10 protein-coding genes are annotated in these 13224 nt (G+C 60.3%); 5 read left to right on the forward strand and 5 right to left on the reverse strand.

What is annotated here, in order from left to right; genetic code table 11:
• Positions 1-253: 253 nt before the first annotated feature.
• Positions 254-1510 (forward strand): MFS transporter, encoded by a 1257-nt coding sequence (locus PEP31012_RS21680; RefSeq protein WP_150591335.1) that lies wholly within the window; start codon positions 254-256, stop codon positions 1508-1510.
• A 286-nt stretch (positions 1511-1796) separates the two neighbouring features.
• On the opposite strand, the gene mnmE is transcribed toward PEP31012_RS21680, so the two are convergent.
• From mnmE to rpmH, 5 genes are all read right to left on the reverse strand, one after another.
• Positions 1797-3191, reverse strand: coding sequence for a tRNA uridine-5-carboxymethylaminomethyl(34) synthesis GTPase MnmE (mnmE, locus tag PEP31012_RS21685; protein ID WP_150591336.1), 1395 nt, complete (start codon positions 3189-3191; stop codon positions 1797-1799).
• Positions 3192-3300: 109 nt separating this feature from the next.
• Positions 3301-4965, reverse strand: coding sequence for a membrane protein insertase YidC (gene yidC / locus PEP31012_RS21690; RefSeq protein ID WP_150591337.1), 1665 nt, complete (start codon positions 4963-4965; stop codon positions 3301-3303).
• Positions 4966-4989: 24 nt separating this feature from the next.
• Positions 4990-5349 (reverse strand): membrane protein insertion efficiency factor YidD, encoded by a 360-nt coding sequence (gene yidD, locus PEP31012_RS21695; protein WP_150591338.1) that lies wholly within the window; start codon positions 5347-5349, stop codon positions 4990-4992.
• A gap of 14 nt (positions 5350-5363) precedes the next feature.
• Positions 5364-5870, reverse strand: a complete 507-nt coding sequence (rnpA, locus tag PEP31012_RS21700; protein ID WP_150591339.1) for a ribonuclease P protein component — start codon at positions 5868-5870, stop codon at positions 5364-5366.
• A gap of 61 nt (positions 5871-5931) precedes the next feature.
• Positions 5932-6066, reverse strand: a complete 135-nt coding sequence (gene rpmH / locus PEP31012_RS21705; RefSeq protein ID WP_010806664.1) for a 50S ribosomal protein L34 — start codon at positions 6064-6066, stop codon at positions 5932-5934.
• 290 nt (positions 6067-6356) lie between these two features.
• On the opposite strand from rpmH, the gene PEP31012_RS21710 reads away from it, so the two are divergent.
• The 4 genes from PEP31012_RS21710 (at position 6357) to gyrB (ending at position 12414) form a co-directional block, all read left to right on the forward strand.
• Positions 6357-6722, forward strand: coding sequence for a hypothetical protein (locus PEP31012_RS21710; RefSeq protein WP_150591340.1), 366 nt, complete (start codon positions 6357-6359; stop codon positions 6720-6722).
• A gap of 162 nt (positions 6723-6884) precedes the next feature.
• A complete protein-coding gene (gene dnaA, locus PEP31012_RS21715) occupies positions 6885-8411 on the forward strand; it encodes a chromosomal replication initiator protein DnaA (RefSeq protein ID WP_150591341.1) in 1527 nt (508 codons plus the stop codon).
• Positions 8412-8651: 240 nt separating this feature from the next.
• Positions 8652-9758, forward strand: a complete 1107-nt coding sequence (gene dnaN / locus PEP31012_RS21720) for a DNA polymerase III subunit beta (RefSeq protein WP_150591342.1) — start codon at positions 8652-8654, stop codon at positions 9756-9758.
• 178 nt (positions 9759-9936) lie between these two features.
• The gene (gene gyrB / locus PEP31012_RS21725) at positions 9937-12414 is read left to right on the forward strand and encodes a DNA topoisomerase (ATP-hydrolyzing) subunit B (RefSeq protein WP_150591343.1); all 2478 of its coding nucleotides are present in this window, start codon (positions 9937-9939) and stop codon (positions 12412-12414) included.
• The last annotated feature ends 810 nt before the right edge of the window (positions 12415-13224 follow it).

Consider the following 13224-nt stretch of genomic DNA (forward strand, 5'->3'; position numbering starts at 1 on the left):
TCGGTAGGCGCTCAGGCGCCAGCATTCATCGAGTTTGGGCCGGCGGGAAAATTGCGGCAAATGAAAAAATAGCTGCCGGCATAACTTACGGTTATGTATTGATTCTGTCGCAACTGTGACGGTTTGGCATAACCAACGTCTATATCGCCCAATTTATTTTCATTAGACGTCGATATACGTCAGATTCATATTGTGCCGGAGGACGGTGCGACGTTGCGCCGCAGATAAGTTGTTGGAACACCGGAGAAGACAAATGAGAGAAGGATTTAGCCGGTCGCAGAAGACCGCCGTCATCGTGAGCTTGTTCCTCGCGTGGGCTGTCGGGTATGCGGACCGCATTCTCATGAGCGTTGCGCTAGTCCCTATATCGCATGAGTTTGCACTCACGGCTCGAGAGGCCGGGATGTTGCTCAGTGCATTCTATTTCAGCTACGCCATCATGCAACTGGCAGGCGGGTGGCTCTCAGATCGGCTTGGATCACGGATCGTCGCGGTGGCTTGTGTGGCGATGTGGTCTATCTTCACGGGCGCGACGAGTCTCGCCTGGTCGTTTGCGTCGCTGCTGGTTATTCGATTCCTGTTCGGCATCGGCGAGGGAAGCTTCTCTCCGGCAAGCTCGGTGACCATCGCTGAAGTCTTCCCGAAGAAGCAACGCGCACGGGCCAAATCGTTCCTCGTTTCGACGACGTTCCTCGGCAGCGCTGTTGGCTCCGCCATTATTGCTTCGTCCGTCAACAAACTGGGTTGGCGGGGGGGATTCGATATTCTCGCCATTGTCGGTATCGTCGTGGCGTTCGTGCTTTGGTTGAGCCTGCGAGGCGGCATGAGTGCTCAACGACAAGCGAATGCCGACCGTCCGCGCATCATTTGGCGGTTGGTTCTTCGTTCGCCGCTCGCCTGGAAGCTGACCTCAGTATGGTTCTTCACGAGCGCTTTGCATGTTGGTGTGCAGTCATGGATGCCTGCCTATCTGATGACGAACTATCACATCAGCATCAAAGGGGCGGGTCTCGCGCTTGTCATTCCGAACTTGCTCGCCTTCATTGGCGCGAACCTAGTTGGCTTCTCGCTCGACAAGTTGGGAAAACGTTTTGAGAAGGGGTGTTTGGTTTTCGGCTCTGCGCTCAGCACGCTGTTCCTCGTGATGATGATTACGACCACCCAAGTGTGGCTCCTCATCACCTTTTGGACGCTCTTTTCGCTGTCCTTCAACCTCGTGTATGCGACGGTATTTGCCGCACCGCTGCGTCGTGTTCCGGAGCACCTGATCGGTAGCACGTCGGGCTTGATGAATTTCGGTGGGCAGATGGCCAACTCGATTTTCCCGGCGACAATGGGCGCACTGATTACCGCATCCGGCGGGGCGTTCTTCTCAGCTTTCTATCTTTTGGTTGGGGTCGGGGTCCTCTCTGTGGTCGCTGCGTTCTTCTACAAGGTTCCCAACGATAACGGGTCACTCTCCGTGGCAGATGAATTTCCGACCAAGGCCTATCCGCAGAGCAATTCGTAAGGAAGATGGCGGCGCCTGACTTTTAGTGCCGCCAGAAAAATGCTGTCGCAGAATTAAAAAATTATTAGTGATGCGAAATAAAAAATAAATACATCTCATCCGAGAAGGTATGGAGCGACATTTTCCGGCGCCTGTGGTACGAAAAAAACCAGTCAGGTCACTACGCTGTGTACTAAAAACGTTGGGGGCTCTGGAGACGTCTCAAGTCTCTTTGAGACGTTAAAGCTTCTGTTTATAGGATGTTCGGCGAGGGGGGAGACGTTTTGAGATTACTCGAGACGTGACCTTATTTCCCAATACAAAACCGGCTGAAAATCACCCCGAGCAGATCGTCCGATGTGAACTCGCCGGTGATCGTGCTGAGCTGCTCCTGCGCGAGGCGCAATTCCTCGGCGAAGAGATCGAGCGCGCTCGCATTGCGGCGAGCATGTGCGTCCGCCATCTCGATATGGTCGCGCGCCGCGCGCAGTGCCGAGAGATGTCGTTCACGGGCCAGAAACACCCCTTCGTTGCCCGCCTGCCAACCGGCAATCTTGAGCAGCTCCGCGCGCAGCAGATCGATCCCCTGCCCTCCCTTCGCCGATAACCGCACGCCGAGCGGCGCCGCGCCCTCTTTCGGCAACACCGTCGCCGGCTCACCCGCCAGATCCGTCTTGTTGTACACACGCACGATCGGCACATGCTTCGGCAACTGCTTCGCGATGACCTCGTCTTCCGGTGTCATACCGGTGCGCGTATCGAGCAGATGCAGCACCGCGTCCGCCTTCGCAATCTCGTTCCAGCTACGCGCAATGCCGATGCGCTCCACTTCATCCTCCGTTTCGCGCAAGCCCGCCGTGTCGATGATGTGCAGCGGAATGCCGTCGATCTGAATCGTCTGCTGCACCTTGTCTCGCGTGGTTCCGGCAATCGGCGTGACGATGGCCAGCTCCGCGCCGGCCAGCGCGTTGAGCAACGACGACTTGCCCACGTTCGGCTGCCCCGCCAACACCACATTGATCCCCTCGCGCAGCAACGCCCCCTGCCTCGCTTGCGACAGCACCCGCGCCAGTTGCGAGCGAATCCGCTCGAGTTGACCGAAGGCGTCCGCCGCCTCCAGAAAATCGATCTCCTCTTCCGGGAAGTCGAGCGTCGCCTCGACCAGCATGCGCAGATGAATCACCAGATCCACCAGCGAATGAATTTCACGCGAGAACGCCCCGTCGAGCGACCGGCTTGCCGAGCGCGCCGCCGCCTCGGTGCTCGCTTCGATCAGATCGGCCACGGCCTCCGCTTGCGCAAGATCGAGCTTGTCGTTCAGAAACGCGCGATGCGTAAATTCTCCAGGCGTCGCCAGGCGCACACCCAGTTCCGCCCCTTCGTCGAGACACCGCTGCAACAGCAATTGCAGCACGATCGGTCCGCCATGGCCCTGCAACTCCAGCACGTCCTCGCCCGTGTATGAATTCGGGCCGGGGAAGTACAGCGCGATGCCGCGATCGAGCGCTTCGCCGCTGGCATCGAGAAACGGCAGATACGACGCATGACGGGGCTTGAGCGGCTGCCCGACCAGACGCGCGATCACGCGCTGCACGGCGTCGCCGCGATGCTTGCCGAAGGACACCCGCACCACGCCGATGCCGCCGCGTCCGGGGGCGGTGGCAATGGCGGCGATCGGGACGGCGGAGACGGTGGCGCTCATGACACGGTTCTTTGAAAAAGCAGAGGCTTATTTTGACATGCACCAAACAAAACCGCCCGCGAGAGACTCGCGGGCGGCTGTGTCATTCAGACGGTCAGACCGGAAAACGTCAGGCCGCCTTCTTTTCCTTCTTGGCGCCGAGCATTCGGTTGATCGACCATTGCTGCGCAATCGACAACGAGTTGTTGACCACGTAGTACAGCACCAGGCCCGAGGGCAGGAAGAGGAACATGAACGAGAAGATGAGCGGCATGAACATCATCATCTTGGCCTGCATCGGGTCCGGCGGCGTCGGGTTCAAACGCGTCTGGATGAACATCGACACGGCCATCAGCACCGGCAGGATGTAATACGGATCCTGCGTCGAGAGGTCATGAATCCAGCCCAACCACGGCGCACCGCGCATTTCCACCGACGAGAGCAGCACCCAGTACAAGGAAATGAACACCGGAATCTGGATCACGATCGGAATACAGCCGCCGAACGGATTGACCTTCTCGGTCTTGTACAGCTCCATGAGCGCCGCGTTCATCTTCTGCGGATCGCTCTTGTATCGCTCGCGCAGTGCCTGCATCCGCGGCGTGATCTCCTTCATGCGCGCCATCGACTTGTAGCTCGCGGCCGACAACGGGAAGAACACCAGCTTGATGATCACGGTCACGGCAATGATCGCCCAACCCCAGTTGCCGATCAGCGCATGCAGCTTCGAGAGCAGCCAGAACAGCGGCTTGGCGAGGATCGTGAAGTAACCGTAGTCCTTCGTCAGCTCCAGGCCCGGCGCAATCTGCTCGAGCATGTGTTCTTCCTGCGGACCGGCGAACAAACGCGCATCGACCGTCTCGCTGCCACCGGCCGGAATGCTTGCGAGCGCTTCCTTCACGCCGACACGATACAGGCCGTTGTCGAGCTTGCCGATGTAGTTGTCGCGCTTGGCGCCTTCCTTCGGAATCCAGGCCGTGGCGAAGTAATGCTGCACCATGCCGATCCAGCCATCGCTCGACTGCTTGACGTACTTCGCCTTGTCCTTGTCGATGTCGCTGAACGTGATCTTCTGGAACTTCTCGTCGCTGCTGTAGACCGTCGGGCCCGTGAACGTGTGCGAGAACTTCGCGCCGCTGATCTCACGGCCGTCGCGCACCAGTTCCATGTAAAGCGTGGGCTGGATGGCAGCGTCGGACTTGTTGACGATCGTGTTCGACACGTCGATTACGTAGCTGCCGCGATGGAACGTGTAAGCACGCACCAACTGCAGGCCGCCCTTGACCGGCGATTCGAACTTCACGGTCAGCGTGTCGCCCGTCATCGTGGTCGGGCCCGGCACCTGCGTGAAGATGTCGTTGTGGTTCGGGAAGTCGCCGCCGATCAGACCCGAGCGAGCGTAGTACTGCTGGCTCGGCGTGTTGTCGAACAGCACCACGTGCTTGTCGGCTTCCGTGGCGTCGGGCCATTGCTTGAGCGCCAGGAACGACACGGTGCCGCCCTGGGTGCTGATGCTGGCGTCGTAGACGTCGGTCGTGATGTGAACCTGCTGTGCAGCCGCGGCGGCCGGCGTGGTTCCAGGGGCGTTGCCCGGAGCGCTACCCGCGGCGGCCGCGTTGGCACCTTGCGGCAGGTCGTTGGCCGGCGTCGGACTTCCGCCCTTGGCTGCCGGGGTGGAGACCTCGGGCGTCGGGAAGAACAGCGACGAATGGCCATTGGCGCGTTGCCAGTTGTCGAAAAGCATCACGACAGACAGCGCGAAAATAACCCAGAGTACGGTGCGTTTGATGTCCATGCGGTAACTCGTGGTGGACGAAACTCAGGAATGGCCCGGCGCGCGGCGCGTGACTGCCGATGCGGCCGCAGGCCCGGACGAGACCGTCTGCCTGGCTCGCGACGTGCCGCTTCCGGCGGCCGTATCGGCGGCGCTTTGGTCGGTGTTATCGGGAGCGTGACAGACGTGTCGAGCCGGCGGTACGGGATCGACACCGCCGGGGTGAAACGGATGACAGCGACATAGACGCCGGGCCGCGAGATAAGTGCCGTAACCGGCACCGTGTTCGACGATGGCCTCGCGCGCGTAGTCGGAGCAGCTCGGATAGAAGCGGCAACGGTCCCCCAGCCAGGGACTGATCACCAGCTTGTAACCGCGCAGGAGCAACAACAGCACGCTTCGCATCTCGATTCCGCCTGTCAGTCCGGCCGAGGTGGCCGGGTGGGCGGCGCATGCCCGGGGTCGGGCGCTACCGTGTAGGACTCACTACCTTCCGTCTTGGCGTCGGCCGTGCGGCGCTTGCGGGCGGCCTTTTCTGCCGCGTCGAAGAGCTGCGCGAATTCCGCCTGGCACAGTGTGTTCAACACTGGCGCGGCCGCCGCCGTGTACGTGCCCTTGTCGAAGCGACGCGTCAGTCGGAGCACGAAGTCCCAGCCGGCCAGCGCGGCACGGCGCTGACGGAACATCTCGCGCGCCTGACGCTTGATCAGGTTGCGCGTGACCGCGCGGGGCGCGTGCTTCTTACCGACGACAATGCCGATGCGGCCCTCATGAGGCGTGGCATCGGTATCGACAGGGGCGTCCGGCGCGGTTTCGCGCCAGCGCATGTACAAGACGAAATGCGCGCTGCGCCGCAACGGACGCAAACTAAAAACGGATGAAAACTCATCCGTTTTGAGAAGTCGCGCAGCTTTGGGAAACCCCATTGCCGGGACTTCGCGCCTTGCGGATTTGACGCGCAAACCGCGGTACGACCGAGAACCGCGATTAGACGGCCAGGCGCTTGCGGCCCTTGGCGCGACGAGCGGCGATGACCTTGCGGCCGCCACGGGTCTTCATGCGAACCAGGAAGCCATGGGTGCGCTTGCGGCGCGTCACGGAAGGCTGAAAAGTACGTTTCATGATGCACTCACTGTGTGAAAAAATTCCCGCGCAGCAGCATCGTGAAACGCCACATGGACACCGTGAAAACCTGCAAATTCAAGGACTTTCACGCGCGGCCCAGCCGTCGGGAGTTGGATAGGAATCCGGTTATCTTTCTAACGAACCCGCTATTTAATCGGCTTTTCCGTTGTGTGTCAATAGGTTAGCCATTACCCGCGCCGACGTCGGCGCGTGGGCGGCGTCGGCGTCGGCGCGGATCCGCCAGCCAGCGGCCTTCCGGCGGTGGGCGATGGCGGAAATCGCCGGAAGTGCTGATTTCTGCCGATGGAGAAACGCCTGACGAGGAAGATATTCGGACGGTCGCGGCAAATCGTCGCGATTGCCAGGCATTTGCGCAGCGTTCGTGCGAAGTCAGGCGGGTTAACGCGGCCCGCCCGCCCGGAGATGCCGGTGCTGTGGGCATTCCTGTGGATAACTCGCTTTGCCAACGCTTTGGCGGTAAAATCCCCCATCATTTTTTTTCCCAGCAGAGTACCGGTGACGCCGCCATGTGGACAGCGCGCCGGGTTTTGTCGTCTGCGCGCGCCGAAACCGGCCGAAGGCGCGAGGCAAAACCCGAACGCAGCGCCATGGTTCGTGGGTTGCCGGGCGCCTGCAATGCGCCGCCGGTCTGACTCGACCCCGGCCGGTTGTGCCCGTCCGAGCGTTGCTCGGGAGCGGGCTCGCCGGCTTGGTTCGCGACGTTCTGTCCCCATCTTCGAGGTATCGGAGAGTGGGCGGCATGAGCGTCGGCCGTACGAGTTGGGCGAGCCTCGCGCCACCTGGATACACCCTGCATGAACGACTTCTGGCAACACTGCGCGACACGTCTCGAACAAGAGCTGACGCCCCAGCAATTCCGCACCTGGATCAAACCGCTGGCGCCGCTCGACTTCGATGAACAGGCGCGCACGCTCAAGATCGGCGCGCCCAATCGCTTCAAGCTCGATTGGGTGAAGAGCCAGTTCTCCGGGCGAATCCAGAGCATGGCAGCGGACTTCTGGAATGCGCCGATCGAAGTGACGTTCGTGCTAGATCCGAAGGCCGGTACGCGCGTGCCGTCGTCCACCCCCGCCCCGGCGCCTGCGCCGAGCGCGGCTCCGGCGGCCGCTGGCGTTGCTCGGGGGAATGCGCCGGCCGCTGCAACACCGCCTGCCGCCAACGGCGCGCATGGTGCCGACGCGACATCGCTCGACGGCGAACGTCCCGATCTGGAAGCCAGCGAAGCCGACGCGGTGCGTCGCAATTGGCGGGTGACGCCGCAAGAGCCGGTGCAATTGGGCGAAGTCGAGTCGATCTACGAGCGCTCGAAGCTCAACCCCGTGCTGACCTTCGACAATTTCGTGACGGGTAAGTCGAACCAGCTCGCGCGCGCCGCGGCGATTCAGGTCGCGAACAATCCTGGCACGTCGTACAACCCGCTGTTCCTGTATGGCGGCGTCGGCCTGGGTAAGACCCACTTGATCCACGCCATCGGGAACCAGTTGCTGGCCGAGAAGCAGAATCCGCGCATCCGGTACATCCACGCGGAGCAGTACGTGTCCGATGTGGTCAAGGCATACCAGCGCAAGGCATTCGACGAATTCAAGCGTTATTACCACTCGCTCGACCTGCTGCTGATCGACGATATTCAGTTCTTCTCCGGCAAGAGCCGGACGCAGGAAGAATTCTTCTACGCCTTCGAGGCGCTCATCGCGAACCGTGCGCAGGTGATCATCACGAGCGACACGTATCCGAAGGAGATCACCGGCATCGACGACCGGCTGATTTCGCGCTTCGATTCCGGGTTGACGGTGGCCATTGAGCCGCCCGAGCTGGAAATGCGTGTGGCCATTCTCATCAAGAAGGCGCAGGCCGAGGGCGTGGGGCTGTCGGAGGACGTGGCGTTCTTCGTGGGTAAGCATCTGCGCTCGAACGTGCGTGAGCTCGAAGGCGCGCTGCGCAAGATTCTCGCCTATTCGAAGTTCCATGGTCGCGAGATCACCATTGAACTGACGAAGGAAGCGCTGAAAGATCTGCTGACGGTTCAGAATCGTCAGATTTCTGTCGAAAACATTCAAAAGACCGTGGCCGATTTTTACAATATCAAGGTCGCGGACATGTATTCGAAAAAGCGTCCGGCCAATATTGCGCGACCGCGACAGATCGCGATGTATCTGGCGAAGGAGCTGACACAGAAAAGTCTGCCGGAAATCGGCGAACTGTTTGGCGGACGCGACCATACGACGGTGCTGCACGCGGTACGCAAGATTGCGGAAGAGCGCAGCAAGGATGCGCAGCTCAATCATGAGTTGCACGTGCTGGAGCAGACGCTCAAGGGGTAAAGCCGGGCGGATGCGCGGGGCGGCGGGCGGGGTAGCCGGCATCCCTGTGGATAAGCGGTGGGCGGTTTGGGGGGAACTGGCGTTTTCGGGCACAATAGCGGGTCGGCGCACAAAGCGTCCCCGGTTCGTCCACAGCGTTTTCCGCCCTGTTATCCCTTCCGCAAGCACTTGATCGATAAGGGAATCGTCGGGTTTTCAGCAGAAACTGGCACCCGTTAACAGTTACTACGAAGGATAAATATGCAATTGGTCAAAACTCAACGAGACAATCTGCTGCGGCCGCTGCAAATTGTGAGTGGCATCGTCGAGCGTCGCCACACGTTGCCGATCCTGGCCAATTTGCTCATTCGCAAGCACGGACAGGACATTTCCTTCCTGTCGACCGACCTTGAGTTGCAGATCACGACCACCGCCGACTGCGGTGCCGGCGCCGAGGATGTGGCGACGACCGTGGCGGCGCGCAAGTTGCTCGACATTCTGCGCAACATGCCTGACGCCGAAGTGGCGCTGTCGCTGTCGGACAAGCGTCTGACGGTGCAGGCGGGCAAGAGCCGTTTCCAGTTGCAGACGCTGGCGGCGGAAGACTTCCCGACGGTGGCCGAGGCCAAGGACTACGCCGCGAGCTTTTCGCTGCCGCAGCGTGCGTTCCGCCAATTGTTGGGCATGGTGCACTTTGCGATGGCGCAGCAGGACATCCGTTACTACCTGAACGGCATGCTGCTCGTGGTCGAGGGTGAGAAGATCGAAGCGGTCGCGACGGACGGTCACCGTCTGGCGTACTGCAACACGACGATTGCGGGCGAAAAGTTTGCGCGTCAGGAAGTCATCATCCCGCGCAAGACGATTCTCGAGTTGCAGCGTCTGCTCGAGGACATTGACGATCCGGTGAAGATCGACGTGGCGCCGAGCCAGGTCAAGTTCTGCTTCGCGAACGTCGAATTGGTTTCGAAGCTGGTCGAGGGCAAGTTCCCCGACTTCAATCGTGTGATCCCGAAGGGGTATAACAAGAGCTTCGTCATCAGTCGTGAAGAGTTGCATCGTTCGTTGCAGCGTGCGGCGATCGTCACGTCGGACAAGTTCAAGGGTGTGCGTTTCCTGGTCAGCGACAACCTGTTGAAGATCAGCGCGAACAACACGGAAAACGAAGAAGCGCAGGAAGAAATCGAGATCGATTTCACGGGCGAGTCGGTGGATATCGGTTTTAACGTGACGTACCTGCTCGACGTGTTGTCGAACCTCAAGGTCGAACAGGTGAAGGTGAGTCTGGGCGACGCCAATTCGAGCGCGTTGATCACCTTGCCGGACAACGACGAATTCAAGTATGTCGTGATGCCGATGCGTATTTGAGCGGGGATTCCGCGATACGCGCCGTCACTTGCGCGAAGGGGCCGAGCGCCCCTTTGGCGTTTCTAGAGAATTATCCTTTTGCGGGATAAGCCGCCTTCGCGGCGCCAATGGCGCGCGCAGGGGGCAGGTCATGAAGCAGTAATTCGTCAGTTAATGACGCAGTAACCGGAAGATTGTCATGAGCGAACAGCAAAAGCAGGCCGATAGCGGCTATGGTGCAGCCTCCATCCAGATCCTTGAAGGTCTGGAGGCTGTACGCAAGCGTCCCGGCATGTACATTGGCGACACGTCGGACGGCACGGGCCTGCATCACCTGGTATTCGAGGTGTTGGACAACTCGATCGACGAGGCGCTTGCCGGTTACTGCGATGACATTCACGTGATCATCCATGCGGACAATTCGATTTCCGTGACGGACAACGGTCGCGGCATTCCCACGGGGATCAAGTTTGACGACAAGCACGAGCCGAAGCGCAGCGCGGCGGAAATCGTGATGACGGAACTGCACGCGGGTGGCAAGTTCGACCAGAACAGCTACAAGGTATCGGGTGGTTTGCACGGTGTGGGCGTGTCGTGCGTGAACGCCTTGTCCACGTACCTGAAGCTCACCGTGCGTCGCGACGGCAAGAAGCACTTCATGGAGTTCCACCGGGGTGTGCCGCAGAACCGCGAGATCGAGGTGGTCGACGGTGTGGAGACGTCGCCGCTGAAGTTGCTGGGCGACACTGACAAGCGTGGCACGGAGGTGCACTTCCTCGCGGACGAAACGATCTTCGGCAACGTCGAATTTCACTACGACATTCTCGCCAAGCGTATGCGCGAGCTGTCCTTCCTGAACAATGGTGTGCGTATTCGTTTGACGGATCTGCGCACGGGCAAGGAAGACGATTTCGCGTTTGGCGGTGGCGTGAAGGGCTTTGTCGAGTACATCAACAAGTCGAAGTCGGTGCTGCACCCGACGGTTTTCCACGTGATGGGCGAGCGCGATGGTATTGGCGTGGAAGTCGCCATGCAGTGGAACGACAGCTACAACGAGACGGTGCTGTGCTTCACGAACAACATTCCGCAGCGTGATGGCGGCTCCCACCTGACGGGTTTGCGTGCGGCGATGACGCGCGTCATCAACAAGTACATCGACGAGAACGAGCTGGCGAAGAAGGCCAAGGTCGAGACGACTGGCGACGACATGCGCGAGGGTTTGACGTGCGTGTTGTCGGTGAAGGTGCCGGAGCCGAAGTTCTCGTCGCAGACGAAGGACAAGCTGGTGTCGTCGGAAGTGCGTGCGCCGGTGGAAGAGTACGTGGCAAAGGCGCTTGAAGAGTTCCTGCAAGAGACGCCGAACGACGCGAAGATCATTTGCTCGAAGATCGTGGAAGCGGCGCGTGCGCGCGATGCGGCGCGCAAGGCGCGCGAGATGACGCGTCGCAAGGGCGTGCTTGACGGCGTGGGTCTGCCGGGCAAGCTGGCGGACTGCCAGGAGAAGGATCCGGCGCTGTGCGAGATCTACGTGGTCGAGGGCGACTCGGCAGGCGGATCGGCGAAGCAGGGGCGCGACCGCAAATTCCAGGCGATTTTGCCGTTGCGCGGCAAGGTGCTGAACGTTGAGAAGGCGCGTTTCGACAAGCTGATTTCGAGCGAGCAGATTGTGACGCTGATTACCGCGTTGGGTTGCGGCATCGGCAAGGACGACTACAACATCGACAAGCTGCGTTATCACCGCATCATCATCATGACCGATGCTGACGTGGACGGCGCGCACATCCGCACGCTGTTGCTGACGTTCTTCTACCGCCAGGTGCCGGAGCTGATCGAGCGTGGTTACGTGTATATCGCGCAGCCGCCGCTGTACAAGGTCAAGCACAACAAGGACGAGCGTTACATCAAGGACGAAGGCGAGCTGGCGCAGTACATGCTGAAGTTGGCGATGAACAATGCCGAGCTGACGCCGTCGACGGGAGCCGCGCCGATTGCCGGTGATGCGCTGGGCGAGTTGACGCGCAGCTACCAGTTGGCCGATGGCGTGATCGAGCGTCTGAGCCGGATTTACGAGGCGTCGGTGCTGACGGCGGTGACCGAGGGCGTGGAGATCCAGCTGGACAGCGAGGAAGCGGCGAAGCGCACGGCTGCGGCGTTGCAGGCGGCGCTGAGCGACGATCCGTTGGCGCCGGAGATCACGATTACGGCGGTGATGGAAGACGTCGAGAATGCGGAGCCGGTGGCGGCACTGCGTGTGGAGCGTCGTCATCACGGCAACGTGAAGCTGAGCGTGATCGACCAGGACTTCCTGCAATCGGCGGACTATGCGCAGTTGCAGAAGACGGCGGAGACGTTCAAGGGCTTGATCGGTGAAGGGGCGACGATTCGACGTGGCGAGAAGTCACAGTCGGTGTCGAACTTCAAGGCGGCGATGAAGTGGCTGATGGCGGATGCGGAGCGCAACGTCTCGAAGCAGCGCTACAAGGGGCTGGGCGAGATGAACGCGGAACAACTGTGGGACACCACGATGGACCCGACCGTCCGCCGCCTGCTGCGCGTGCAGATCGAAGACGCGATCGCCGCGGATGGGATCTTCACGACGTTGATGGGTGATGATGTTGAACCGCGTCGCGCGTTTATTGAGTCGAATGCGTTGCGGGCTGGGAATATTGATGTTTGATGGGTGTAGGATCTCAGAAAAGTTGATGTTTTTCACAAATATGTGAAGCGATCTGGGCTGGTGCGTTGCTGTAGGTTTGTCAGATCGATTTCCTTAACATTTCGCACGACTGCAAAAAGGCCGCGTCCCTCACGGGCGTGGCTTTTTGCTTAGGCGTCGGCTTGATGCAGCTGTAGGAAGCCGGGATTTGCTGGGACTACAAACCAGTTTGCTGGACAGGAACTTCGGAGTTTGCTGGAATGGCTTGCCGCGCACCGGTTCGGTGCGGTCCAGCAGGACTGCTGTCGGTGAGTTATGGCAGCGGTACGCGCGCATCCTTGTCCTGATCGTGGAGCGACTCATCCGAGCTGCCGCAGAGCCATTCAGAGCGCTTCGGCCCTTGTTTCGGACGAGGAACTGCTCAATGAACTGTTGGCCAATGCCGTCCTTCCGTTTGGTGATTGCGGCGACGTCACCCGCTGCCCACCGAAGGGATTTTCAGGTCGCGTTAAGCGCCTCTCCGCGACACCGCGCCTGCATCGCATGTCGCTCCTCAGCATCGCCATCTGGCCCCAACCCATGCCCCTACCAACCCGGATGAAGGGCGGGTTGGGGGCGCTCGTCTGCACTTGTTTGTAGTTTCGGTATGACGGTCTGCTCATGCGGACTAGGGAAAAATGGCTAGCCGTTTAGCGACAGCCAAAGTGCGCTGACTACCCCGATTCCACTGCGCTCTACCGATATAATCCAAACTCCGCGACACGGGGAAGTCAAAATGCCGCGGTTCGTTGATCCAGAAGTAAGTCCTTCCATGGCGTCGAGGAGAGCGTG

It is taken from the genome of Pandoraea eparura, from assembly GCF_902459725.1.
Classification (GTDB): Bacteria; Pseudomonadota; Gammaproteobacteria; order Burkholderiales; family Burkholderiaceae; genus Pandoraea; species Pandoraea eparura.

Bases quoted from the DNA above. Each gene is read 5' to 3' on its own strand.
- PEP31012_RS21680 (WP_150591335.1), top strand. From the start codon at position 254: ATGAGAGAAGGATTTAGCCGGTCGCAGAAGACCGCCGTCATCGTGAGC.
- mnmE (WP_150591336.1), bottom strand. From the start codon at position 3,191: ATGAGCGCCACCGTCTCCGCCGTCCCGATCGCCGCCATTGCCACCGCC.
- yidC (WP_150591337.1), bottom strand. From the start codon at position 4,965: ATGGACATCAAACGCACCGTACTCTGGGTTATTTTCGCGCTGTCTGTC.
- yidD (WP_150591338.1), bottom strand. From the start codon at position 5,349: ATGCGAAGCGTGCTGTTGTTGCTCCTGCGCGGTTACAAGCTGGTGATC.
- rnpA (WP_150591339.1), bottom strand. From the start codon at position 5,870: ATGGGGTTTCCCAAAGCTGCGCGACTTCTCAAAACGGATGAGTTTTCA.
- rpmH (WP_010806664.1), bottom strand. From the start codon at position 6,066: ATGAAACGTACTTTTCAGCCTTCCGTGACGCGCCGCAAGCGCACCCAT.
- dnaA (WP_150591341.1), top strand. From the start codon at position 6,885: ATGAACGACTTCTGGCAACACTGCGCGACACGTCTCGAACAAGAGCTG.
- dnaN (WP_150591342.1), top strand. From the start codon at position 8,652: ATGCAATTGGTCAAAACTCAACGAGACAATCTGCTGCGGCCGCTGCAA.
- gyrB (WP_150591343.1), top strand. From the start codon at position 9,937: ATGAGCGAACAGCAAAAGCAGGCCGATAGCGGCTATGGTGCAGCCTCC.